Raw genomic sequence first — 24574 nt, 5'->3', positions numbered from 1 at the left:
AACGTTCGGAGGGGATACATGCAGCACTCAACATTCCATCGCACTGCCATGGCGAGTGCGCTCGCATTGGCGCTGTTTTCGCCGTCAGCCGTACTGGCCCAGGCGCAGGACGCGCCACCACCCCCCGCGGAGCGGGCCGACCCGTCCGCCGCGGCCGGGACCAACGAAAAGGCGAAGACGCTCGATTCGGTCATGGTCACCGGTTCGCGCATCAAGCGCACGGACGTCGAAGGCCCGGCGCCGGTGACGGTCATCACCGGCGCTCAGATCATGAAGGAAGGCTTCACCACGGTGTACGAAGCGCTCGGCTCGCTCACCGAGGTCACCGGCAACGTGCAGAACGACTACGACTGGGGCCAGAGCTCGGTCAACGCCAGCCCGCTCAACCTGCGCAACCTCGGCCCCGGCCGCAGCCTGCTGCTGATCAACGGCCACCGCGTGGCCGACTATCCGATGCCCTACCAGGGCAAGAGCAACTTCGCCAACTACAACAACATTCCCACGGGCATCGTCGATCGCATCGAGGTGCTCTCCAGCGGCGCCTCGGCGATCTACGGCTCCGACGCGGTGGCCGGCGTGGTCAACGTCATCCTCAAGAAGGACATCGACGGCGACACCCTGCGCGCGCGCTACGGCACCACCACCGAGGGCGGACGCGACGTCCGCGATGTGTCCTGGTCCGGTGGCCGGCACGGCGAGGACTGGAGTGTTGCCTACACGATGCAGTACTTCGACCGTAAGCCGTTGTGGTCGCATGAACGTCCCTTCATGGACGAGGAGTCCGATTCGCCCCGCCGCAACTGGACCTACGGCGGCGTGCGGCAAAATGCCGCGACGAATACGCCGCAGTCCGGCATCCGTCTCTACGACGTGACCAACGACGTGCGCATCAGGCCGCCGAGCGGTGCCTGCGACCAGTTCGGCGGCGACTTCTACGAGCACAACCGCATTCTGTACAACGATTTCACTGGTGCGCAGACCGATACCGGTTGGCAGTGCGCCAATCGTTCCGCGTTCCAGCACTGGACGCTGCGCAACGGCAGCAAGGATCTCTCGATCTATCTGTACGGCACCAAGCAGTTCGGCAGCGTCGAAGCCTGGGCGACCTACGGGTACTGGGACTCGACCGGAAAGAGCAACACCTTCATGCCGGCCTGGGGCAGCCAGAATTACATCGATCGCGACAGTGGTCAGGAACGCAGCTTGCTGCGTTACTTCACACCCGGCGAAATCGGCGGCGAAGACCGCGCGCTGACCAAATCCAAGGAGAAGAACTGGGACTTCAGCGCCGGACTGCGTGGCACGGTCTTCAGCGATCGCTTCGACTGGGAAGTGATGGCCGGTCGCGCCGAATACGAGATACAGGAGCGCTTCCCGACGATCCACAACGGGCGGGCGACGCAATACTTCCTCGGACCATCGCTGGGCACGGATGCGGCCAGCGGCTTGGAAATCCATGCGCCCGACTACAACCGGCTGTGGAATCCGGCGTCCCGCAGCGATTACGAAGGCATACGCGCACTCGGCGACAAGAAGTCGCGCACCTGGCTCACCCAGGCGAGCGCGGCACTCAGCGGCAACCTGTTCGAAGGGTGGGCCGGCCCGATCGGCTTTGCCGGCGTGCTGGAAGCTGCGGAACAGGGCTACAAGCTGAGCCCCGATCCCAACACCATGGGCCTGGATCCCGTGTACGAAACCCCGTTCGGCAACGTCGAGACCGGCGGCGGCGAGCGCAAGCGCTACGCGGCGGGTGTGGAGTTCAAGATCCCCTTGCTCAAGAGCCTGACCCTGTCGACCGCAGGCCGCTACGATCGCTATGACGCGGTCGCCGACGATGCCGCCAGCACCTACAACGTGGGCCTGGAGTGGCGCCCCTTCTCCACCTTGCTGCTGCGCGGCAGCTACGCCACCAGCTTCCGCGCGCCGGACATGCACTACGTGTATGCCGATCCCAGCGAAAGCGTGGCCGACCAGGTCGACTATCGGACCTGCTTGACCGATCCCAACCGCCAGACCAGCAATTGCCCCGGCGGCGATGGCGACCCGTACCACATCGACAATCCGCTGATCGCCCGGCAGGGTTCGCAAGACCTGCTGTACGAAACCGGCGACTCGCTCACCTACGGCTTCGTCTGGGATGCGTTCGAAGGGTTCTCGGTCAGTGCCGACTACTGGCGGATCAACATCGAGGACGCGATCGACGACGTCGACGCCAACCAGGTGTTGCTGGACGAGGCTTACTGCATCACCGGACAGCAGCCCGCCGACAAGCCGGCCCGGACGCCGCCCAGCCAAGCGCTGTGCGAACTGCAGCTGAGCCGGGTGACGCGCGACGCCAATGGCGTGGTCACCCGCGTCGAAATCGGCCCGATCAACCGCGCCAGGCAGAGCGTGAGTGGCGTGGACGTCGCGTCGCGCTACAGCCTGCAGACCGAGAACTGGGGAACGTTCGAATTCGCGCTGAACTACACCCGGCAGCTGACCTACAAGATTGCGCAGTTCCCGGGCGATCTGTTCGAAAACACGCGCGACCAGGACCGGCAGATACGCTATCGCGGACGCGCCAGCGCTACCTGGAATCTGGATCCCTGGACCGCGGTGCTGTACGTGGATTGGACCGCGGGGACCCGCAGCGACCGCTTCGCTGGCTGCACCGCGCTGCCCAATGGTTTCCGCCCGGATGTGACCACCGACTGTACGGATCTGCGCACGAACGCGGCAGGCGAGCGCAGCATCAGCTACGGGCAGCAGAGCGAACTGGTGAAGTACTACAACCAGGACAGGATCTATTGGAACGCCAGCCTCGGCTACCAGGCCACGGACGCGTTGCGCCTGAATGTCTACGTCAACAACATCCTCAACGATCACTACCAGGACAAGTGGTGCGGCGGCTTCGCCTATTGCGTGGCCAATCCGGTGGGCCGCGAAGTGGCGGCGGAGGTCGTCTACCGGTTTGATTGATGCGGTTGCTGGAGTAGCGATACAAACGGAGCGCCCTGCTTAGCCGGGCGCTTCGCTTTGTGGCGTGGCGGCGGGCCGGCGGCAGAGCGGTGCCGTCCACCGGTCGCAGTGCGTCGATCCGCTGCACCGGCGACCGGCGGCTCGCTTCAGTGGCGACGCAACGAAGCCTCCCCGGGGATCGAAAAGCGTCGTGGCTGAAGCCGCTCCTACAGAAGCGCGTGCGGGCTCGGCGCAAGCGGCATGCACGCGTTTGTAGGGGCGGCTTCAGCCGCGACCGATCAATCGATCACCGCAGCGATCCCGCCCTACAGCGCGCTCGCCGGCCGTACCTGCAGCGTCTCGGTTTCCGCAGCGCAATCCTTGGCCGGTTTCAGGCCTTGCGCGCGCGCGTCGGCGATCTCCTTGCGCGCGCCGTCCAAGTCGGCGCGGAACTGCGGGTTGTCCTGCAGCCTGGCCACCGTCGCCGCGCCGACGATGCGGCTGGCCAGCACGTCGCTCTGCCAATGCACGTTGCAGACGATGCGGCTCTCGCCGTAGCTGCGGCCGCGCGCCATCAGCGCGTCGGTGCGCGCCGGGTCGGCTTCGCTGAGCACCTGCGCCCAGGCCCAGCCGATGGAGGTGTGGCCGGACGGGTAGGAACCGTTCGGGCGCAGCTCGGCCTCGTCGGCAGGCGTGCAGCTGGCTTCGCCGTTGTCCATGAACGGGCGTGGCACGTGGTAGTAGGCCTTGGCCTTCTCCGCGGCGTCGCCGGCGTCTTCGGCCACGCGTTGCAGCAGCTGGTACAGGTGCGGGGTGTGCTCGACGCTGACCTGGACGCCTAGCGGGCAGCTGAAATGGTTGGCCGCGCCGGGGAAGTGCAGTTCGGCGTCCTGTGCGGCCAGCGCGAAGCGCGGCGTGCCGCGCATCGCCCGCGCTTCCTGGTTCACCGCTTCGTCCAGCGCGCGCCCGGGCGAGCCCTTGGCCGGCGGTGGCGGCACCAGCAGCAGGCTGTCGGGCAGTTGCGATGGCGTGAGATAGCCGCTGACCTTGGCCTCGGCCATCGGCGTGGGCGCCGGCGCGGCGGGCGGCTTGGCCTGCAACACGACCGGCGCGGCGATCGCGGCGGCCAGGGCCAGGCCGAGGCCGGCGAGCACGGGGAAACGGGAAGAGCGACGAACCATGGCGAAATCCATTGCGGGGGAAACCGGCCATGTGAAGGCACGCATGTGACAGTGCGTGGCACCGTCGCGATGGCCGTACAGCTGGCGTCAGGCAAACGCCGACGCAGTCTTGGCCAGCGCCGGATGCAGCGGCCGGCGCAGCCCGTGCGGGGGCCGTTCCGGCGACGCGCTACAGGGCGCTGGCCGGCTGCACCTGCAGCGTCTGCGTCTGCATCTGCGCCGCGCAGTCCTCGCTCGGCGTGGCGCCCTGCGCCTGCGCGCGTGCGATCTCGCCGCGCGCCGCCTCCAGGTCGGCGCGGAATGCCGGGTCGGCATGCAGCCTGGCCACCGCCGCCGCGCCCATGAAGCGGCCGGCCAGCACGTCGCTCTGCCAGTGCACGTTGCATACCAGCCGGCTTTCGCCGTAGTTGCGACCGCGGGCGATCAAGGCGTCGGCGCGATCGGGCGCGATCTCGCCGAGGATCAGCGCCCAGGCCCAGCCGATGGCGCTGTGCCCGGACGGATAGGAGCCGCTGTGGCGCAGCCCGTCCTCGTCGTCCGGGGTGCAGGTCGGCTGCTGGTTGCGCATGAACGGGCGCGGGCGCAGGTACTGGTTCTTGGCCGCCTTGGTCGCGGCACTGGCATCGATGCGGCTGCGTTCCAGCAAGGTGTACAGGTGCGGGGTGTGTTGCGCGTCGATGGCCACGCCCAGCGCGCAGGCGAACTGGCCGGCGCCGGCCGGGAAGCTCAGTTCGGCGTCGCGCGCGGCCTGCTGCCAGCGCGCGCTGCCTTGCAACGCCAGCGCCTCGCGGTTGACCGCCAGGTCCAGCGTCTCCCCAGGCGAGCCCTCGGCCGGTGGCGGCGGCAGCAGCTGCAGACTGGCCGGGACCGCGGCAGCGGCGAGGTAGCCGATCGCCTTGTCCGGCTCGGCCGCGGCCATCGCCTGGTCCGGCGCCGGTACCGGCGCACGGGTGGGCGAGGTGCTGCACGCGGCAAGCGCCATCGCCAGCAGGGCGAGGGCGGCGGAACGGAAACGGAAGGCAGGGGACGCGGGCATGCGATCTCGGGCGGGCGACGGCGGATCGGCCAGTGTACGGCCGGCGCCGCGGCGCGGCAGGCGGCCAAGGCGGCGGCCGGTATTGGACTGGGACGGCAGCAATCATGCCGAGCGGGGGCGAACCCGTAGGAGCGACTTCAGTCGCGACGGCCTTACCGATAGTGCGTCGCGACTGAAGTCGCTCCCACAAAAAGCCCGCGGCAACCGTAAACACCTGGGTCGCCAGAGTCCAGCGCTGGGCGTCCTGGGGCAGAGCGCAGCTGCAGGCAGACAGCCGCTGTCGTACTGCGCAGCGAGGCAACCACGCCCGCGGCAGAGGCCTCAGCCCTCGTCGCGCTCCTGCCGCGGCGGGAAGCGCAGCACCACGCCGCGCGGCACCTGCGGCGGTTGCCACAGCACCGGTACCTGCGCCGGCGGCGGCGGTTCCAGTTCCTCGTCCAGCGCCGACAGCGTCTCCTCGTCCTCGTCTTCCCAGCTGTAGCGCTTGCGTGGCGGCAGCGGGTCGCGGTGGCGCAGCAGCAGCGCCGCGACCGCGCCGCCCAGCGCGCCGCCCAGGTGCGACTGCCAGGACACGCCGGCCTCGTGCGGCACCACCGTCATCAGCATGCCGCCGTAGAACAGGAACGCGATCATGCTGGCGGCGATCGCGGCGCGGTCACGGCGCAGCAACCCGAGCGCGAACACCAGGAACAGCAGCCCATGGGTGACGCCGCTGGCGCCCAGATGGTGGCTGCCGGGGTCGCCAAGCAGCCACGCGCCCAGGCCCGAGCCCAGCCACAGCAACGGCAGCGCCGCCAGGGTGGCGCGCGGATACACGCTGCCGGCCAGCGTGCCCAGGATCAGCAGCGCGCCGGCGTTGCCGGCCAGGTGCTCCAGCGAACCGTGCAGCAACGGCGCGGTCAGCACCCCGAGCAGGCCGCTGGCCTGCTGCGGCCCCACCGACCACGGCCGCCAGTCGAACAGGTCCTGGCTGGCGAACACCGCCACCAGCACCGCGATCAGGGCCAGGCTGGCGTTGAAGGCGCGCAGGATCCGGGCCCGGTCGAAGCGGTCCTGCGCCTGCGCGTCGTCGGCGGGCGGGGGCGAGGCGAGCGAAGAAGAGGTGTCCATGGTCCCTGGATGGCGACGTCCATTGCCCAGGGCAAGGCGCCACCGGTGGGAGGGACTGGCCGCGGCCGCGGGACAATCCGCGGCCGCGACCCGTCCCGCGCCCTAGTGCGCCGGCTTGGCCGGGCGCAGCAGGCTCAACGCCACCGTCGCGCCGATGACCAGCGCCACCGCCAGCAGCGACACCAGCACCGGGATCTTGTACAGGTCGATGATCAGCATCTTGGTGCCGATGAACACCAGCACGATCGCCAGCCCGTACGGCAGCAGGTGGAAGCGGTCGGCCATGCCCGCCAGCAGGAAGAACATCGCGCGCAGGCCCAGCACCGCGAACACGTTGGAGGTCAGCACCAGGAACGGGTCGGTGGTGATCGCGAAGATCGCCGGAATGCTGTCCACCGCGAAGATCACGTCGGTGATGGCGATCAGCATCAGCACCGCGAACAGCGGGGTGAACCAGCGCTTGCCTTCCTGGGTCACGCTCAGCGCGTTGCCGTGGTACTGCGGGGTCAGGCGCAGGTGCTTGCGCATGAAGCGCAGCACCGGGTTGGCCTCCAGGTCCGGCTCCTTGCCCGCCGAGAACCACATCTTGATGCCGGTCAGCAGCAGGAACGCGCCGAACACGTACAGCAGCCAGTGGAACTTGGTCAGCAGCACCGAGCCGGCGAAGATCATGATCGCGCGCAGCACGATCGCGCCGAGCACGCCGATCACCAGCACGCGCTGGCGCTGCTCCTCCGGCACCGCGAAGTAGCTCATGATCATCAGGAACACGAAGATGTTGTCGACCGCCAGCGACTTCTCCACCAGGTAGCCGGTCAGGAACTCCAGCGCGTACTGGTTGCCGGTGGCCACGTCGATGGTCTCGCGCAGGTACCACCACAGGCCGGCGTTGAACGCCAGCGCCAGCCCGATCCAGCCCAGGCTCCACCACAGCGCTTCCTTGAAGGTGACCTTGTGCGGACCGCCGTGGCGCATCAGCACCAGATCCGCCAGCAGCGCCGCGATCACCACGATCGCGAAACCGCTCCACAACCACACGTTGCCTATCGTTTGCATGGGGAATTCCCGTCAGTGAAGGTTGAACCTCGGGCCGTGGCGGCGAGGCGTCCTGGACGGAAACGATGGGTCGTTGCCAGAGGAATGCCTTCGCCACTGCGGCGAAGGTCTCGCTCGCAGCCGATGTTCCGGCTGCCGTTGCACCGGAGCCTGCGGGCTCGAATTGACGGCGACAACGTCGGGAGCTACTCCCCTTCTGCGCCCATTCTTGCGGCTGGCGGCGGTGGCGTCAATCCGGGCGGATACAATGGCGTTCATGAATACTCCCCTGCCCGTAGTCCGCCTCAAGAACGCCTGGCGCTCCAGCCATCCGTGGATCTTCCAGAAACTGGTCGAAAAGCCCGCCGCCAAGCCCAAGCCGGGCAGCCTCGTCGACGTGGTCGGGGTGGACGGGGAGTGGATCGGCCGCGGCTTCTACAACGGCCATTCGCGCATCGCCGTGCGCATCCTGGAGATCGATCGCGACGTGCCGGTCGACGAAGCCTGGTTCGCCGGCAAGATCGCCGAGGCGGTGTCGCTGCGCCGCGACGTGCTGAAGCTGGACGCGGTGTCCGACGCCTGGCGCGTGGTGCACGCCGAGGGCGACGGCCTGTCCGGGCTGGTGGTGGACCGCTACGGCGATCTGCTGGTGGTGGAGTTCTTCAGCGCCGGCATGTTCCGCTACCGCGAGTGGATCTACGCCGCGCTGCGCACCCAGTTCCCCGGCGCGCGTTTCTACAGCTTCGCCGAGGAGCACGTGCAGAAGCAGGAGAGCTTCGACTACCGCCCGGTGTCCAGCAGCGGCGAGCGTCCGGAGCCGGCGATCATCAGCGAATACGGCGTGCGGTTCCGCGCCGACCCGGCCGGCGCGCACAAGACCGGCTTCTTCGCCGACCAGCGCGAGAACCGCCAGTGGCTGAGCCAGCAGGTGGCCGGCAAGCGCGTGCTCGACCTGTGCTGCAACACCGGCGGCTTCGCCGTCTACGCCAAGGTGCGCGGCGCCGAGGACGTGGTCGGCGTGGACATCGACGAGGACGTGATCGAGATCGCCAAGGGCAACGCCAAGCTCAACGACGTGCGGCTCAAGTTGGTGCAGGCCGACATCTTCCCGTACCTGCGCGACGCGGCGCTGCGCGGCGACCGCTACGACGTGGTGATCCTGGACCCGGCCAAGATGACCCGCGACCGCGACCAGGTGATCCCGGCGCTGAAGAAATACCTGGACATGAACAAGCTGGCGCTGGGCGTGGTCGCGCCCGGCGGCCTGTTCGCCACGTTCTCCTGCACCGGCCTGGTCGCCGAGCACGAGTTCCTGGACATGCTGCGTCGCGCCGCGTATTTCTCCGGCCGCACGATCCAGATCCTGAAAGTGGCCGGCGCCGGCGCCGACCACCCGTTCATGGCCCACGTGCAGGAATCGCGCTACCTGAAAGCGGTGTTCTGCCGCGTCCTGAACTGACCCGCCGCTGCGCGCTGGCGTTTGCCGCGCGCAGCAAAGCCCATCGTTCCGGCGGCGCGCTGGCATCGCGATGCGGCGGTGCGGTCGTGGCTGAGAACGCTTCCAGCCGCGTGCCATTGCGTAAGCCCCGAGCTTGCGCATGCGCGGTCGCGATGCGCACGCACGCCCATCTCGCGCCGGGGCACGCGCGTGCCGCCGTTTTGTCTACATCAGCGTGACCACGCCAACGCGGCAGCGTCCACGCGCCTTGCGCATGCGTCCATGGCCTCGCGGCGACGCGCAACTCCAGCATTCCGCTGCAGGCGGGCCGCTTGCGCAACGCCTGCAACTGATAACGCTTACATCGTGGTCCGCATCCCAGTGAATGTCTGCATAACGTAGCTTTGTTGCGCCGCACGGTGACAAACGTTGGCACACGGGATTAGGTTTGCGCGGTCGGTTGATAGCGCTATCACGAGCAGCCAGGGGCTGACGCCGTGGCCATCGCGTCATCCGCCGCGGCGGCAGCGCCGCATGGATCTTGTTTCGAGTTGAGTACCGGCATTCGCTGTAGCGGGCGGCTCTGTCGGCGCCCGGGTCGGAAGCGGGCGCGCGATGGCGCACCCGGCGCCCTTCGGGGGGAAGGCGCGATTCATCCATCGACAAGAAGTTAGGGGACCACATGCAGGCATGCAGCGATGCGTGTCACGTACCAGGGACAGCTTCGGCGCGCGACGCGCGTCGGGCGCCGTAGGCGGCGTTGCCCGTCCGACTCCAGCACCGAGGACATTCTGATGCGTCAGCAGTTGAAGAAGTTCCGCTCCAAGGCCATGTTCACCTTCGTCGGCGGGGTGCTGGTGATCAATCCGGCGTTCGCCCAGCAGGCGCCGCAGACCCAGGCGCAAACGCAGGCACAGACCAGCCAGCAGCAGTCTTCCGCCGATGCCACCACGCTGGACACGGTCAGCGTCACCGGCATCCGCAACAGCCTCAACCAGTCGATGGGGATCAAGCGCGACAACGCCGGCGTGGTCGATGCGATCAGCGCCGAGGACATCGGCAAGTTCCCCGACACCAACCTGGCCGAGTCGCTGCAGCGCATCACCGGCATCTCGATCGAGCGCCGCGACGGCGAAGGCGCGCAGGTCACCGCGCGCGGCTTCGGCCCGCAGTTCAATGCGGTCACCCTCAACGGCCGCGTGATCCCCGGCGCCGACGCGTTCGGCGCGCCGGGCGCGGTGCCGATCGGCGGCGTGGACGGCGGTACCCGCGCGTTCAACTTCGCCCAGCTCGCGTCCGAGTCGATCACCGGCCTGGAGGTGTACAAGACCAGCCGCGCCAACGCGCCCAGCGGCGGCATCGGCGCCACCATCAACATCCTCACCGACCGCCCGTTCAACCACAAAGGCCTGGTCGCCAGCGCCGGCGCCAAGGCCGCGTACGACGACTCGCAGCCGTTCGACAACAAGATCACGCCGGAGGTCTCCGGCATCTTCAGCTATACCAACCCGGACAAGACCTGGGGCATCGGCCTGAGCGGCAGCTACCAGAAGCGCCGCGGCGGTTCGGTGCAGGCGACCGAGAACGGCTGGAACATCCAGCGCTGGACCGGGACCGACCCGGCGCTGCGCCCGGACGCCAACGTGCAGAACGCGCCGGCGATCGGCCAGCTCTACGGCATGCCCAACGACCTGCGCTACGCCTTCGCCGACTTCGAGCGCGAGCGGCTCAACGGCCAGGCGGTGGTGCAGTTCGCGCCGACCGACAGCCTGACCCTGACCCTGGACTACACCTACTCGAGCAACGAAATCCGCGAGGACCGCGGCGAGCAGGGCATCTGGCTGCAGCGCGCCAACAGCTTCACCGACCTGGTGTTCGACACCGGACAGGCGGTGGCCACGCCGGTGTACCTGCGCGACGTGCCCAACGGCGCCAAGGACTTCGGCATGGAGCAGCAGCGCAACATGCAGAAGTACAAGCTCGGCTCGCTCGGTTTCAATGCCGACTGGCAGGCTACCGACCGCCTGCGCCTGACCTTCGATGCGCACAACTCCAAGACCCAGAGCCTGCCCAACGATCCGGTCACCGGCGGCAGTGCCACCTATTTCAGCTATGCCGGCACCAACAACTGCACCGGCGGCACGCAATGCGGCGGCCAGTGGGCGCAGGAACTGTTCTTCAACAACAGCCTGCCGATCGGCGCGCGCACCTGGTACCCGACCGCGGCCGATTCGGTCGCCGGGACCAACGGCCTGCTCAACCAGAACTTCTCCCCGGCCGAAATCGGTTCGCAGGTGCTGCGCATCTATTACCAGAGCCAGGTGACCGAGGTGAAGGAAGGCCGCGTCGACGGCCAGTTCGACTTCGACAACGGCCGCTTCCAGTTCGGCGTGGACAGCGCCAAGACCACGATGCACCGGCGCATCAGCGACACCAACTCGACGCTGGGCGACTGGAGCGTGGCCAATGCCGGCAACGAGCCGGGCATGATCGATTTGCTGCAGCCGGTCGGCATCACCGGCATGTTCAACGATTTCAACGCCTCCGGCGCCGCGCCGGGTGCCTGGCGCGGCAACGCCGACCAGCTGGCGCAATGGGCGAGCACCGCCTACGGCGCGACCACCCGCTACAACCCGCAGTTCAGCTCCGACAATCAGGTCGAGGAGAAGACCCGCGCCGCCTACATGCAGCTGGAGTTCGACGGCGAGCTCGGCGGCATGACCACCAATACCCGCATCGGCGTGCGCTACGAGAAGACCGACGTGGTCTCCACCTCGCAGGTGTCGACTCCGACCGCGCTGGAGTGGCAGGCCAACAACGACTTCCGGCTGCTGCGCTCCGCCGAGCTGCAACCGTTCAGCGAAAAGCACAGCTACAGCCACATCCTGCCGAACCTGGATTTCAGCATCAACCTCACCGACACGCTGAAAGCCCGGGCCTCGTTCGGGCAGAGCATCGCGCGGGCGCCGTACACCAACCTGATCGCCGGGCCGACCCCGGGCACGCCGTCCGGCTCGATCCTGATCAACCCCTCCACGCGCGCGTCCGGCTCTTCGGAGAATCCGAGCCTGGATCCGCTGGAATCCAACAACCTGGACCTGGCGCTGGAGTGGTACTTCGCCGACGCCAGCTACGTGTCGCTGACGTTCTGGGACAAGCGCGTATCCAACTTCATCGGCACCAGCGTCACCCGCGAAAACCTGTACGGGCTGACCGATCCGACCTCCGGGCCGGACGCGCAGGCGGCGCTGGCGTTCCTGCAGAGCGGGGCCTGTGCGGCGCAGGTCGGCGCGGCCGGCAACGACGTGGCGGCGGCATGTTCGGCCAACGACACCTCGCTGTTCTCGGCGATGGCGCTGCTGCGCAATTCCGCGGCCACCGGCGGGCTGGGCGCCTACAACGGCAGCTCGGCGCAGACCCTGGCGCTGGAGAACGCCTACGACCTGGTCGGCGAAGCCGACGATCCGTTGTACGAGTTCGACGTGTCGCGCCCGATCAACCAGAACAAGGCCAAGATCCACGGCTGGGAACTGGGCGGCCAGTACTTCCTGGGCGAAACCGGCTTCGGCGTCTATGCCAACTACACCGTGGTCAAGGGCGACGTCGGCTTCGACAACACGGTGCTGGACCGCGATCAGTTCGCGCTGCTCGGCCTCAGCGACACCGCCAACGTCATGCTGATGTACGAGAAGTACGGGTGGAGCGCGCGCCTGGCCTGGAACTGGCGCGACGAATACCTGATTGCGGCCAACCAGAACGGGTCCAGCCGCAATCCGTACTACGTCGAGCCGTACCGGCAGCTGGACCTGAGCGTCAGCTACGCGATCACCGACAACCTGTCGGTGGGTTTCGAGGCGATCAACCTGACCAGCGAGGACGTGCGCTGGCACGGGCGCTCGGAGAAGCAGGTGATCAAGGTGATCGACCAGAGTCCGCGCTACACGGTGGGCGTGCGCTACAACTTCTGAACCCGGCACGGCCGCGCGCGGCGGCGGCCGCGTGCGGCAACGGCACGCGCGCCGCACCGCGTCTTGCGGGCGCGGCGCTTTGCTGCAATGGTCGCGTGGCGTCCCGCCGAGTTCCGCCACCGACCCGCTGGAGTACAGATGGCCCGATACGAACTGCTCAACAACGTCGCCCACCAGGACCTGCGCGTGATCCTGCGCTTCGGTCCGGAGTTCGGCGACGCCACCGGCGTGGTCCAGGCATTCCCGACCGAGTTCGCCGAGCTGCAGCGCGAATACCCGATCCTGCTGCGCAAGGATCCGGGCGACGGCGCGTTCCAGTCGGTGGCGCTGCTGGGCTTCGAACAGCAGGAAAACCTGTTCCTGCAGGGCGCACAGTGGAATGCGGCGTACCTGCCGGGCATCGTCGCCAAGGGCCCGTTCCTGATCGGGTTCCAGGAGCAGCACGAGGACGGCGAACTGCGCCGCGAGCCGGTGATCCACGTCGACCTGGACCACCCGCGGGTCAGTTTCAGCGAGGGCGAGCGGGTGTTCCTGCCGCAGGGCGGGAACAGCCCCTACCTGGAACACATCATCACCGTGCTGCGCGGCATCCGCGACGGCGTGGAAGGCGGCAACGCCATGTTCGCCGCGTTCGATGCGCTGGGCCTGATCCAGCCGGTGCGCATCGACGTGCAGCTGGGGCAGGCGCACAACGTGCACCTGGCCGGGCTGTACGGCATCGATCGCGAGCGGCTGGCCGCGCTGGACGCGCCGTCGCTGCATGGACTGCACCGCACCGGCTACCTGGAAGGGGCCTATCTGCTGCTGGCCTCGCTGCACAACATGCGCCGGCTGATGGCCGAGAAGCAACGCCGCCTGCAGCATCCGGACATCGCCACGGCCGCCGCCGGGCAGGCCGCCTGAGCGCGATGGCGGCGTTGGCGGCGATTGCCGAACGCAGCGATTGCCGGTCCGGCGCGCTGCCGCTGGCCGAACTGCTCGAGGCCGGCGAGCCGGTGGTGCTGCGCGGGCTGGTGCGCGACTGGCTGCTGGTCCAGGCCGGCCTGCGCGGCACGCATGCGGCGATGGAGCTGCTGCGCGGGCACAGCAACGGCCGCGCGCTGCAATATTCCTACGGCGCGCCGGAGATCGGCGGCCGCCCGTTCTACAACGACGACTTCACCGCGCTGAACTTCGAGGTGCGGCGCGGCGACCTGCCCGGTCTGCTCGATGCGATCGCCGCGCACCTGGACGATCCGCGGCCGCCGGCCTACTACCTGGCCTCGCTGCCGGTGGACGACAGCCTGCCGGGGTTCCGCGACGGCAACGACGTGGACTTCGCCGCGCATGGCATCCAGGGGCGGCCAAGCATCTGGATCGGCAACCGCATCACCGCGTCCTGCCACTACGACGCGCCGAACAACCTGGCCTGCTGCGCGGTCGGCCGGCGCCGCTTCACCGTGTTCCCGCCGGAGCAGATCGGCAACCTGTATCCCGGCCCGCTGGAGCCGACGCCGGGCGGGCAGGCGGTCAGCGTGGTGGATTTCGCCGCGCCCGACTTCGCCCGCTATCCGCGCTTTGCCGAGGCGCTGGCGCACGGCCGCAGCGCGGTGCTGGAGCCCGGCGACGCGCTGTTCCTGCCCGGCCTGTGGTGGCACCACGTGGAAGGGCTGGAAGCGTTCAACGTGCTGGTCAACTACTGGTGGAGCGGCGCACCAGCCTGGCTGCCGCCGCCGTTGCCGGCGCTGTATCACGCCATGTGGGCGCTGCGCGACCGGCCGCAAGCGGAGAAGGCGGCCTGGCGCGAGGTGTTCGAGTACTACGTGTTCGGGCCGGCCGACCGCGCGGGCGAGCATCTGCCGGCGCAGGCGCGGCACCTGCTCGGGCCGATCGACGACATGCATGCGCGGCAGCTGCGCGCGATGCTGCTGGCCAAGCTCAACCGCTGACGCCGCCACCACTGCCCTGCGCGCGCCGCCGCGCGCGCCACATCCACGACTGCAGGAGAGACGACGCAATGGCCCAGATACGCAAGGTGGTGATCGCAGGCGGCGGCACGGCAGGCTGGATCGCCGCCTGCGCGCTGGCGCACCAGTTCCGCGGCCTGCTGGACATCACCCTGATCGAGTCCGAGCAGATCGGCACGGTCGGCGTCGGCGAATCCACGGTGCCGCCGATCCGCAGCTTCCACCGGTTCCTGCAGATCGACGAGCAGGAATTCCTGCGCGCGGTGGCCGGCACCTTCAAGCTCTCCATTTCCTTCGAGAACTGGCCGCGGCATGGCGAGCGCTACATCCACCCGTTCGGCCTCACCGGGCAAAGCACCCTGGTCTGCGCGTTCCACCATTTCTGGCTGGAAGCGCAGCGCCGCGGGATGGTCTCCGAGCTGGGCGACTACTGCCTGGAAACCGTGGCCTCGCGCGTGGACCGCTTCGCGCTGCAACAGTCGCCGCCGGTCAACTATGCCTACCACCTCGATGCCGGGCTGTACGCGCGCCTGCTGCGCAGCCACGCCGAGCGCTACGGACTCAAGCGCGTGGAAGGCAAGATCCAGCAGGTGCGGCAGCACGCCGAGAGCGGTTTCGTGGAGGCGCTGCTGCTGGAAGACGGCACGCTGGTCGAAGGCGACCTGTTCATCGACTGCACCGGTTTCCGCGGCCTGTTGATCGAGCAGACCCTGCACACCGGCTACGAAGACTGGAAGCAGTGGCTGCCGTGCGATCGCGCGGTGGCGGTGCAGACCGAGGCGGTGGCGGCGCCGGTGCCGTACACCCGCGCCATCGCCCATGCCGCCGGCTGGCGCTGGCATATCCCGTTGCAGCACCGGGTCGGTTGCGGGCTGGTGTTCTCCAGCGCGCACATGTCCGACGACGAGGCACGCGCCAAGCTGCTGCACGACGCCGCCGCGCCGCCGATCAAGGACCCGTGGCTGGTGCCGTTCCGCACCGGCCGCCGGCTCAAGGCCTGGAACAAGAACGTGGTCGCGCTGGGCCTGGCCAGCGGCTTCATCGAACCGCTGGAATCCACCAGCATCCACCTGACCATTTCCGCGGTGATGCGGCTGATCGCGCTGTTCCCCACCGACGGCATCGCCCCGTCGATGGCCGACCTTTACAACGACGTCAGCCGCGCCGAAATGGAACACGTGCGCGATTTCATCATCCTGCACTACCACGCCAACCAGCGCGACGAACCGATGTGGCAGGCCTGCCGCGAGATGGCGCTGCCCGAGTCGCTGCAACAGCGGCTGCGCGCCTGGCGCGAGCGCGCGCACGCCTGGCAGGGCAGCGACGAACTGTTCCGGGTGGATTCGTGGATCCACGTGCTTCTCGGCCAGGGCATCGTGCCGGCGCAGCACCACCTGCTGGCGCGCGCGCTGCCCGACCAGGAACTGCAGCGCTTCCTCGACGCGATCCGCCAACCCATCGACCGTGCGGTGGCGCAGATGCCGTCGCAGGAGGCGTTCATCGCGGGCTATTGCAAGGCGCCACCGGAAGTCTGGGCGGGCCGTGCCCCCGCCAGGACGACGGTGCCGGCGTGACGGATAGCCGATTGCCGACGCGCGCGACGCGCCATTGGTCGCGCAAGCACGCGATCGGTCGGTAGCGCCATAGCCTTCACGGCTTTGCCGCGCAGTGCACGCGTGCTGGTTCACGCGACTCGCGCACGCTACGCTTGCGCGGCGTGCGCGGCCAGGACGGCGCCCCGAGTCCTGCCCACGCATTGTCCTGCAGCGACGAGCCTTGGGAGGCTGCCGTGCACACACCAACGCCAACCGCTTGCTCGGATCCGGCAGCGCCGCTGCGCTACCCGCCAGGCTATCCGCCGACCGGCGCGCGCGAGCGATTTTTCATCGGTGTCAGGTGGCTCGGCCCGGACCTGTCGTTCTTCGGGCGACTCTACGCCCAGCAGAAGGCGCGCAGCGGCGAGTTGCTGGATCTGTGGGGTGGTGGCGCGCGACAACAGGCGGCGCGCGCGATCGGTGCCATCTTCATGCATCGCCTGCATTGGCCTGGTCCGTATTTTTCGCCCGACGACGCGGTCGAGGTCATTGGCGGAGGCCCGCGTTTTGCATCGCTGGGCAACGAGGGCGAGCTCGAACACGCGATCCACGACATCCACGCCTCCCTCGGCGTCGCCATGCCGGCGCGCTTCTGGCAAGACGCCGGGACGTTGACCCTTGGCGAGTTAGTGGATGCGCTGCTTGCCGAGGGCATGGCGGCTGCCGGAGGGGCTGCGCCGGCGGCCGATTGAGCCGCAGCGCACCGACAGGCAGGCGGCCGGTGGGCATCCGCCGTCGCTTCATGGCGCTCGCCTGCCCACCGGCATGGCTATCATCGAAGGCCGTCCGTTCCGGAGCTCCATGCATGACGCTGCGAACCCTGTGTCTTTCCGTATCGCTGGCGCTGGCGCTGGCGCTGTCCGCGGCGCTGCCGGCGCATGCCGTCGAATTCACGAAAGCGGAACTGGCGCGCGCCACCGCATTGCAGCAGCGGCTGCTGACGTTGGATTCGCACCTGGACACGCCGGCCAATTTCGAGCGCGGCGACTTCGACATCATGACCGCGCATGCCGGCAACCGGCTGGCGCAGGTGGACTATCCGCGCATGCTCGCCGGCGCGCTGGACGGCGGGTTCTGGGCGATCTACACCGGCCAGGGCGACCGCAGCGCGCAGGCGCATCTGGACGATCGCGACGCCGGGCTGCAACGGTTGATGGCGATCCGCACGCTGCTCGCGGCGCATCCGCAGCAGTTCGGCATGGCCACCACGCCGGCCGACGCGGCGCGGATCAAGGCCGCCGGCAAGCGCGTGGTGTACCTGAGCATGGAGAACGCCAGCCCGCTGGTCGCCGATCCGACGCTGCTGCGCTTCTATTACGCGCAAGGCCTGCGGCTGATGAGCACGGCGCATTTCCTCAACAACGAATTCGCCGACTCGGCCACCGATCCGAAGGGACCGGAATGGCATGGACTGAGCCCGGCCGGAAAGCAGCTGGTGCAGCAGGCGCAGAAGCTCGGCATCGTCATCGACCAGTCGCATGCCTCCGATGCGGTGTTCGACCAGCTGATAGCGCTATCGCCGGTGCCGATCCTGCTCTCGCACAGCGGCGCGCGCGCGCTGCACGCGCATCCGCGCAACATCGACGACGCGCGCTTGAAGGTGCTGGCCGCGCACGGCGGGGTGATCCAGATGAACTCCTACGGCGGCTACCTGATCGACAACGGCGCCAGCCCCGAGCGCAAGGCCGCCGAGGAGGCGTTGATCGCCAGATACGGCGGCTGGGAGCATCTGCAACTGGCCGATGGGCTCACGCTGGGCGAAGAGATGAAGGCGCTGGACGCCAGATATCCGGTGCGGCAGGCGACGCTGGACGATTTCTTCGCGCACCTGGAGCACGTGCTGGCGCTGGTCGGCCCCGAGCACGTGGGCATCGGCATGGACTGGGACGGCGGTGGCGGCGTGGCCGGCATGGAGGACGTCGGCGACCTGCCGAAGATCACCGCCTGGTTGCTGCGCAAGGGCTACAGCGAGCAGCAGATCGCCGCCATCTGGGGCGGCAACCTGTTGCGGGTGATGCAGCAGGCGCAGGATTGGGCGGCGGCGCAGGCGAAGGCCGGGGCTTCCTGAGCCCGCCAAGGACAGAGGCAGCAGCGGCCATCGCGGCAGGCCGCATCCGCGGCTCCAGCTGGCGCTGCGCCCACGGCAAGGACGCGCTGCGCATGCGCTGGCGCATCGCCACCGCGACGCTGCCGCAGCGCGCGTCGATGACGCCAGCACGTGTTGGGCGACTTCGATCGGAACGGGCGCATTGCCGCGCGCTCGGCGTGGATCGGCTGGCCGTGCCAACGCCTGTAGCTGTCGCGCGAGCGAGCGCGACCCGCGTGGTCACGCGCATGGCCTGCAGCGCTCGCGACGCGCGGCATCGGCTAGCATCGGGGCGACCATGAAGATCGTCATCGCACCGGATTCGTTCAAGGAAAGCCTGTCCGCGCTGGAAGTGGCCACGCAGATCGAGGCGGGGTTTCGCGACGTGTTTCCGACGTGGACCTACGTCAAGGTGCCGGTCGCCGACGGCGGCGAGGGTACGGTCGCGGCGCTGGTCGCGGCCACCGGCGGGCGTCGCGTCCCACACACGGCGACCGGACCGCTGGGCGCGCCGGTGGAGGCCTTCTTCGGCATGAGCGGCGATGGCCGCACCGCCATCGTCGAGATGGCCGCGGCGAGCGGGCTGGCGTTGCTGCCGCCGGCGCGGCGCGATGCGCTCGCCGCCACCAGCTACGGCGTCGGCGAATTGATCCTGGCGGCGCTGGACGCCGGCGCGCGCAGCATCGTCGTCGGAGTCGGCGGCAGCGCCAGCAACGATGGCGGCGCTGGCATGGCGCAGGCCCTGGGCGTGCGATTGCTCGACGCGCAGGGCCGTGAGCTCGGCGCCGGCGGCGGTGCGCTGGCCGCGCTTGCGCGGATCGATGCGACCGGCCTGGATCCGCGGTTGCGGCACTGCGACATCCAGGTCGCCTGCGATGTCGACAATCCGCTGACCGGGCCCGCAGGCGCCTCTGCGGTGTTCGGGCCGCAGAAGGGCGCCACCCCGGCGCAGGTCGCGCAGCTCGACGCCAACCTGTCCCACTACGCCGCGGTGATCGACGCCGACCTGGGCATCGCGATCGCCGCGCTGCCCGGCGCGGGTGCCGGCGGCGGCCTGGCCGCGGCGCTGGTCGCGTTCCTGGGCGCGCAGTTGCGCCCGGGCGCGGACATCGTCGCCGAGGCGCTGGGACTGGAGGCGCTGGTGGCCGCTGCCGATCTGGTCGTCACCGGCGAGGGCCGGCTGGACAGCCAGAGCGCGCGCGGCAAGACGCCGCTCGGCGTGGCCCGCATCGCCAAGCGCCACGGCAAACCGGTGGTGGCGATCGGCGGCGGCCTGGGCGCCGACGCGGCGCTGCTGCATGCGCATGGCATCGATGCGATGTTCGGCGCGGTGCCACGCCCCTGCACGCTGGAGCAGGCGCTGGCCGAGGCGGGGGCGAACCTGCGCAGGGCGGCGCGCAACGTGGCCGAAGCGATCCGGATCGGCCGCGATCTGGGGAAGTGAGCGGCGCGCAGGCGCGCGCGCTCGAATCGGGTTGATAGGCCGGACGCGGTTGCACGTCCGAGGCCTGCGCTTCCACGGGCGGAGCAGCAGCCGTTCTTCGCTGCGATGGGGATCTGCTGCGCCCCGGCACGATCAGGCCATGCCAACGAGCGGCAACGAGCCGGCCTGGCGCCCAGGTGCGGTGGCCAGCGCAACCTCGTCCGCGGTTCCGCGAGCGCCTGGCTCCGGCGTCGCAAAGGCTGCTGCCGACAGCAGTCACCACCTGCGCGCATGGCCTCGCAGCAGCCTATTCAGCTACAATGAAAACGATTACAAAAAGGAATTGACCTGCATGAGCACCCAGAACCTTCCCGAGCGCGCGCCGCTCAGCCCGAAGTGGCAGTTCCGCTTCGACTTCTTCGATCGCCACGGCGGACCGGCCTCGCCCGGCTTCAAGCCGGCGTTCAAGGCCCTGTCGTTCGGCGAACGCCTGAAGATCAACATGAACTTCTTCGCGTTCTTCTTCGGCTGGATCTATTTCTTCATCCTCGGCCTGTGGCGCAAGGCGATCGTGCTGATCGGCATCTCGGTGGCGATCGGCGTGCTGTCGTTCTTCCTGCCGAACATGGTCATCAACGGCCTGAGCGTGGCCTATGCGGTGCTGGTCGGCATGATCGCCAACTACGCCTACTACCTGGAAGTGAAGAAGGGCAGCACCAGCTGGAACCCCTTCGAAGGCATGCGCTGGTGGTAAGCGGGATGTAGCCGGGACCGGGGACTCGGGACTCGGGACCCGGAAAAGCGGCGCCGCGGCGCTTTGCCTTATGCTTTTGCTCTTCCGGGTCCCCAGTCCCGAGTCCCGAGTCCCGGCTTCAGGTTCCCATGTCCCCTCCTGCGTCCCGGGCCGCTGCGGCACCCGCCGGCCTGTCCTCCGGCCTGATCGCGCTGTTCGCCGCCGCCTGCGGCCTGGCGGTGGCCAACATCTACTTCTCGCAGCCGCTGATCGGCATCATCGCGCCGGAACTGCGCCTGCACGCGGGCCTGGCCGGGTTGATCGTGGCGCTGACCCAGCTCGGCTACGGCGCCGGCCTGCTGTTGCTGGTGCCGCTGGCGGACGTGGCCGAGAACCGGCGCCTGGCGATCCTGCTGCTGGGCGGGGTGGTGCTGGGCCTGGTCGGCATCGGCCTGTCGCAGTCGGCCGCCGGCTTTTTGATCGGCTCGTTCGTGGTCGGCGTGTGCGCCGTGGCTACGCAGATCCTGGTGCCGTTCGCCTCGCACCTGGCGCCGGAGGCCAGCCGCGGCCGCGTGGTCGGCACGGTGATGGGCGGGCTGCTGGCCGGGATCATGCTGGCGCGGCCGTTCTCCAGTTTCGTCGCTGCCACCCTGGGCTGGCGCGCGGTGTTCTTCCTGTCCGCCGGCATGATGCTGTTGCTGATGGCGGTGCTGCGCTGGCGCCTGCCGCAGCGGCGGCCTGCGCAGCGCGCGTCCTATGCGGCGGTGCTGGCCTCGTTGCCGCGGCTGTATGCCGACACCCCGCTGCTGCGCCGGCGCGCGTTCTACCAGGGCATGATGTTCGCCGCGTTCAACGTGTTCTGGACCGGCTCGCCGCTGCTGCTGGCGCAGTCCTTCGGCATGGACCAGCGGCATATCGCGCTGTTCGCGCTGGCCGGTGCCGCCGGCGCCCTGGTCGCGCCGCTCGCCGGACGCATGGCCGACCGCGGCTGGACCCGCCCGGCTACCGGTTGGGCGCTGACCGCGGCAGCCCTGTCCTTCGGCATCGGCGCCTGGGCCGCGCACGCGCATGCGCTGCTGTGGCTGGTGGTCGCCGCGCTGGTCCTGGATGCGGCGGTGCAGGTGTGCCAGGTGCTGAGCCTGCGCAGCATCTACATGCTTGCACCGGAACAGCGTGGCCGCCTCAACGGCCTGTTCATGACCTCGGTGTTCCTGTGCGGCGCGGCCGGTTCGTTGTTGGCTGCGGCGGTGTTCGCCTACGCCGGCTGGCCGGGACTGTCGCTGCTCGGCGCCGGCTTCGGCGTGGCCGCGCTGCTGTTCTACTTCAGCGAAGTCCGGCGGGCGGCGGTGGCGGCGCGCTGAGCGCGTGCCCGGTGCGCTGTTTTCTGCTTGGATCGGGTGATGCTCGCATCCGTTTCAAGGCATGCATTTGTGGCAACTGGCAGGCCGCGGCGCCGTGAAATTTGTACCTTCTCCCGTCGGGACATGGCTCCCTTTTCGGGGGAAGGTGGCGCGCAGGGGCAAATGAGGGCACGGGCGCAGCCTCGTGCACCCAAACGCGACGAGACGCTTTCGCGCCGTACCCTCACCCCACCCCTCTCCCGGTGGGAGAGGGGCTACGGCTGTTCCTTCTCCCATCGGGAGAAGGTGCCCCGCAGGGGCGGATGAGGGTACGGGCGCAGCCTCGTGTATCCAAACTCCGCGAGACGCTTCGCGCCGTACCCTCACCCCAACCCCTCTCCCGGTGGGAGAGGGGCTATGGCTGTTCCCTTCTCCCATCGGGAGAAGGTGCCCCGCAGGGGCGGATGAGGGTGCGGGCGCAGCCTCGTGTATCCAAACTCCGCGAGACGCTTCGCGCCGGACCCTCACCCCAACCCCTCTCCCGAGGGGAGAGGGGCTATGCGTGGCGTTGTTACTTTTTCCAGAACTGCCATTTCGGCGCCGGCTTGTCCGCCGCCGCCACCGTGGTGGCTTGCTGCGGCGCGAGGCTGCCCTGCACTTGGGCCAGGCGACCCAGCGCGTCGAAGGCGAGGGTGATCCGGCTGCCGCCACGCGTGGCCACGGTCTGCCCGGATTCGCGCTGCAACGCATACTCCTGGTCGTCGAGAAAGCCCTCGGTCATCGCACGGTGATCGAGCGGGAACTGCGCGACCAATTGTCCGAGCAGGCTGAGCACGCGCGCATCGTCGCACGGCGCGAACACGCTGGCGGGAACGTCGTCGAGCAGGAAGAACAGCGCGCCGCCGCGATACGGGCCGCGGTAGTAGCACTGCACGCTGAGTGCGGCGGCGAGCAGGGCCAGCGTGTGGCCGTCGTCGTCCAGCGGCAGCGACGCGGTGGCCAGTTCGGCCGGACCCTCGCGTTCGCCAATTTCGCGCAGCGCGTTCGCCGCGACCAGCAGGTTCTCCGGCAGGTTGCTGGCGGTGTTGGCCCAGGCCCACAGCCAACTGGCGCTGTCCTCGGCGGCGCTGCCCAGCAGCTGGACCGGGAAGTGCAGGTCGTCGTCGAAGTGCGCAATGCCCTCGGCCAGATCCAGGCGCCAGCCGCGTTCGCCGAGCACGTCGGCCAACGCCATCTGCCGGGCGAAGGCGGTGCCGATGTGGCGCGCCAGCAGCGCCTGGAAGGACGGCGTCACGGCCGCGGCGCCTCGCGCCGCAGCAGGCTGTGGCGGCGCCCGTACAGCAGGTAGGCGACCACGCCGATCGCGTTCCACAGCGCGAACCATTTCTGCGTGGTGTGCGGCAGGCTCCAGAACAGGTACAGGCAGCCGCCGATCGCCAGCGGCGCGACCACCCACGCCAGTGGCGTGCGGAACTTGCGCACCCGGTTGGGCTCGCGCACGCGCAGCACCAGCAGGCACGCGGCCACCGCGATGAACGCGGCCAGGGTACCGGCGTTGGCCAGCGCGGCGATCTCGTCCAGCCGCGCCACGCCGGCCAGCGCCGCCACCAGGATCGCGGTGAACAGCGTGGTCGCCACCGGCGTGCCGGTGCGCGCGCTGACCTTGGACAGCCCGCGCGGCAGCAGCCCGTCGCGCGACATCACGAAGAAGATCCGGCTCTGCCCGTACAGGAACGCCAGCAGCACCGTCGGCAACGCGATCACCGCGGCCGCGGCGATCAGCGTCGCCGCCTTGCCCTGGCCGAGTTCGCGCAGGATCAGCGCCAGCGGCTCGGCGCTCTGCCCGAACACCGTGTAGCTCATCGCGCCGACCGCGGACAGCGCCACCAGCACGTAGATCAGCGTGCAGCCGACCATCGAGCCGAGGATGCCGATCGCCAGGTCGCGCTCGGGTTTCTTGGTTTCCTCGGCCGCGGTGGAGATCGCATCGAAGCCGTAGAAGGCGAAGAAGATGATCGCCGCCGCGGCCATCACCCCGCGTTCGACGCCGTCGGCGCCCATCGTCTTGGCGAAGCCGAACGGCATGAACGGCTCCATCCGCGCGCTGTCGAAATGCGGCAGCGCGATCACCACGAACACGGTTAGGGCGACGATCTTCACCGCCACCAGCACCGCGTTGACGGTGGCGCTGGCCTGGGTGCCGAGCATCAGCATGCCGGCGACGACGAAGGTGATCAGCACCGCCGGCAGGTTGACGAATCCGCCCGGCACGTGCGGCCCGGCGGTCAGCCATAGCGGCAGGTCCACGCCCACGCCCTTGAGGAAGCCCACCGCATAGCCGGACCAGCCCACCGCCACCGTGCTGACCACCAGCGAGTACTCCAGGATCAGGCTCCAGCCCACCACCCAGGCGATGCTCTCGCCGAGCGCGATGTAGCTGTAGGTATAGGCGCTGCCGGCGGCCGGCATCATCGTCGCCATCTCCGCATAGGCCAGCGCGGCGCAGGCGCAGATCGCCCCGGCCACCGCGAACGACAGCAGCACCGCCGGGCCGGCCTTGTCGGCGCCGACCCCGATCAGGGTGTAGATGCCGGTGCCGACGATCGCGCCGATGCCCAGTGCCACCAGGTGCGGCCAGCTCAGCGTGGGCACCAGTCGGCGCCCGGCCTCGTGGACGGTGACCAGATCGAGCGACTTGCGCCGGAACAGGAACGACATGCGGGCCTCGGGAAGCGATGGGACA

17 protein-coding genes are annotated in these 24574 nt (G+C 69.1%); 11 read left to right on the top strand and 6 right to left on the bottom strand.

Annotated elements, in window-relative coordinates; translation table 11 throughout:
- Window positions 1-48: 48 nt before the first annotated feature.
- Window positions 49-2961, top strand: coding sequence for a TonB-dependent receptor plug domain-containing protein (locus NUG20_RS21540; RefSeq protein WP_263396389.1), 2913 nt, complete (start codon window positions 49-51; stop codon window positions 2959-2961).
- Window positions 2962-3266: 305 nt separating this feature from the next.
- On the opposite strand, the gene NUG20_RS21535 is transcribed toward NUG20_RS21540, so the two are convergent.
- The 4 genes from NUG20_RS21535 to NUG20_RS21520 form a co-directional block, all read right to left on the bottom strand.
- Window positions 3267-4121, bottom strand: coding sequence for an acid phosphatase (locus NUG20_RS21535; protein ID WP_263396388.1), 855 nt, complete (start codon window positions 4119-4121; stop codon window positions 3267-3269).
- A 169-nt stretch (window positions 4122-4290) separates the two neighbouring features.
- Window positions 4291-5157, bottom strand: coding sequence for an acid phosphatase (locus tag NUG20_RS21530; RefSeq protein WP_263396387.1), 867 nt, complete (start codon window positions 5155-5157; stop codon window positions 4291-4293).
- A gap of 321 nt (window positions 5158-5478) precedes the next feature.
- Entirely contained in the window at window positions 5479-6267 is a 789-nt protein-coding gene (locus tag NUG20_RS21525) for a rhomboid family intramembrane serine protease (protein ID WP_263396386.1), read from the bottom strand.
- 102 nt (window positions 6268-6369) lie between these two features.
- Window positions 6370-7323, bottom strand: coding sequence for a TerC family protein (locus NUG20_RS21520; protein WP_263396385.1), 954 nt, complete (start codon window positions 7321-7323; stop codon window positions 6370-6372).
- Window positions 7324-7579: 256 nt separating this feature from the next.
- Between NUG20_RS21520 and NUG20_RS21515 the strand changes: the two genes are divergently transcribed.
- From NUG20_RS21515 to NUG20_RS21470, 10 genes are all read left to right on the top strand, one after another.
- Window positions 7580-8761 carry a class I SAM-dependent rRNA methyltransferase gene (locus NUG20_RS21515; RefSeq protein WP_263396384.1) on the top strand — a complete coding sequence of 394 codons (1182 nt, stop codon included), beginning with the start codon at window positions 7580-7582 and terminating at the stop codon, window positions 8759-8761.
- A gap of 773 nt (window positions 8762-9534) precedes the next feature.
- Window positions 9535-12708, top strand: a complete 3174-nt coding sequence (locus tag NUG20_RS21510; RefSeq protein ID WP_263396383.1) for a TonB-dependent receptor — start codon at window positions 9535-9537, stop codon at window positions 12706-12708.
- A 138-nt stretch (window positions 12709-12846) separates the two neighbouring features.
- Window positions 12847-13611 (top strand): SapC family protein, encoded by a 765-nt coding sequence (locus tag NUG20_RS21505; RefSeq protein ID WP_263396382.1) that lies wholly within the window; start codon window positions 12847-12849, stop codon window positions 13609-13611.
- Window positions 13612-13616: 5 nt separating this feature from the next.
- Window positions 13617-14636, top strand: a complete 1020-nt coding sequence (locus NUG20_RS21500) for a cupin-like domain-containing protein (RefSeq protein WP_263396381.1) — start codon at window positions 13617-13619, stop codon at window positions 14634-14636.
- A 68-nt stretch (window positions 14637-14704) separates the two neighbouring features.
- On the top strand, window positions 14705-16228 hold the full coding sequence (locus tag NUG20_RS21495; RefSeq protein WP_263396380.1) for a tryptophan halogenase family protein: 1524 nt from the start codon (window positions 14705-14707) through the stop codon (window positions 16226-16228).
- A gap of 215 nt (window positions 16229-16443) precedes the next feature.
- Entirely contained in the window at window positions 16444-16941 is a 498-nt protein-coding gene (locus tag NUG20_RS21490) for a hypothetical protein (protein ID WP_263396379.1), read from the top strand.
- Window positions 16942-17054: 113 nt separating this feature from the next.
- Window positions 17055-18317: a dipeptidase gene (locus NUG20_RS21485; protein WP_263396378.1), complete on the top strand. Its 1263-nt coding sequence runs from the start codon at window positions 17055-17057 to the stop codon at window positions 18315-18317.
- A 316-nt stretch (window positions 18318-18633) separates the two neighbouring features.
- Window positions 18634-19779: a glycerate kinase gene (locus NUG20_RS21480; protein ID WP_263396377.1), complete on the top strand. Its 1146-nt coding sequence runs from the start codon at window positions 18634-18636 to the stop codon at window positions 19777-19779.
- Window positions 19780-20110: 331 nt separating this feature from the next.
- Window positions 20111-20512, top strand: a complete 402-nt coding sequence (locus NUG20_RS21475) for a DUF2628 domain-containing protein (RefSeq protein ID WP_263396376.1) — start codon at window positions 20111-20113, stop codon at window positions 20510-20512.
- Window positions 20513-20640: 128 nt separating this feature from the next.
- Window positions 20641-21852, top strand: coding sequence for an MFS transporter (locus NUG20_RS21470; RefSeq protein WP_263396375.1), 1212 nt, complete (start codon window positions 20641-20643; stop codon window positions 21850-21852).
- A 550-nt stretch (window positions 21853-22402) separates the two neighbouring features.
- On the opposite strand, the gene NUG20_RS21465 is transcribed toward NUG20_RS21470, so the two are convergent.
- Together NUG20_RS21465 and NUG20_RS21460 are read right to left on the bottom strand one after the other, a co-directional pair.
- On the bottom strand, window positions 22403-23125 hold the full coding sequence (locus tag NUG20_RS21465) for a DUF6882 domain-containing protein (RefSeq protein WP_263396374.1): 723 nt from the start codon (window positions 23123-23125) through the stop codon (window positions 22403-22405).
- Window positions 23122-24549 carry an amino acid permease gene (locus NUG20_RS21460; protein WP_263396373.1) on the bottom strand — a complete coding sequence of 476 codons (1428 nt, stop codon included), beginning with the start codon at window positions 24547-24549 and terminating at the stop codon, window positions 23122-23124. The genes NUG20_RS21465 and NUG20_RS21460 overlap by 4 nt, the downstream gene beginning before the upstream one ends.
- Window positions 24550-24574 lie beyond the last annotated feature (25 nt).

The sequence above is a fragment of the Xanthomonas sp. CFBP 8443 genome, from assembly GCF_025666195.1.
Lineage (GTDB): Bacteria > Pseudomonadota > Gammaproteobacteria > Xanthomonadales > Xanthomonadaceae > Xanthomonas_A.
Note: the sequence above shows the minus strand (reverse complement) of the source record. Positions and strands in the feature narration are given on the sequence as shown.

Coding starts and splice junctions, on each gene's coding strand:
- NUG20_RS21540 (WP_263396389.1), top strand. CDS start 49: ATGGCGAGTGCGCTCGCATTGGCGCTGTTTTCGCCGTCAGCCGTACTG.
- NUG20_RS21495 (WP_263396380.1), top strand. CDS start 14,705: ATGGCCCAGATACGCAAGGTGGTGATCGCAGGCGGCGGCACGGCAGGC.
- NUG20_RS21480 (WP_263396377.1), top strand. CDS start 18,634: ATGAAGATCGTCATCGCACCGGATTCGTTCAAGGAAAGCCTGTCCGCG.
- NUG20_RS21505 (WP_263396382.1), top strand. CDS start 12,847: ATGGCCCGATACGAACTGCTCAACAACGTCGCCCACCAGGACCTGCGC.
- NUG20_RS21510 (WP_263396383.1), top strand. CDS start 9,535: ATGCGTCAGCAGTTGAAGAAGTTCCGCTCCAAGGCCATGTTCACCTTC.
- NUG20_RS21525 (WP_263396386.1), bottom strand. CDS start 6,267: ATGGACACCTCTTCTTCGCTCGCCTCGCCCCCGCCCGCCGACGACGCG.
- NUG20_RS21470 (WP_263396375.1), top strand. CDS start 20,641: ATGTCCCCTCCTGCGTCCCGGGCCGCTGCGGCACCCGCCGGCCTGTCC.
- NUG20_RS21500 (WP_263396381.1), top strand. CDS start 13,617: ATGGCGGCGTTGGCGGCGATTGCCGAACGCAGCGATTGCCGGTCCGGC.
- NUG20_RS21460 (WP_263396373.1), bottom strand. CDS start 24,549: ATGTCGTTCCTGTTCCGGCGCAAGTCGCTCGATCTGGTCACCGTCCAC.
- NUG20_RS21485 (WP_263396378.1), top strand. CDS start 17,055: ATGACGCTGCGAACCCTGTGTCTTTCCGTATCGCTGGCGCTGGCGCTG.
- NUG20_RS21520 (WP_263396385.1), bottom strand. CDS start 7,323: ATGCAAACGATAGGCAACGTGTGGTTGTGGAGCGGTTTCGCGATCGTG.
- NUG20_RS21475 (WP_263396376.1), top strand. CDS start 20,111: ATGAGCACCCAGAACCTTCCCGAGCGCGCGCCGCTCAGCCCGAAGTGG.
- NUG20_RS21530 (WP_263396387.1), bottom strand. CDS start 5,157: ATGCCCGCGTCCCCTGCCTTCCGTTTCCGTTCCGCCGCCCTCGCCCTG.
- NUG20_RS21535 (WP_263396388.1), bottom strand. CDS start 4,121: ATGGTTCGTCGCTCTTCCCGTTTCCCCGTGCTCGCCGGCCTCGGCCTG.
- NUG20_RS21515 (WP_263396384.1), top strand. CDS start 7,580: ATGAATACTCCCCTGCCCGTAGTCCGCCTCAAGAACGCCTGGCGCTCC.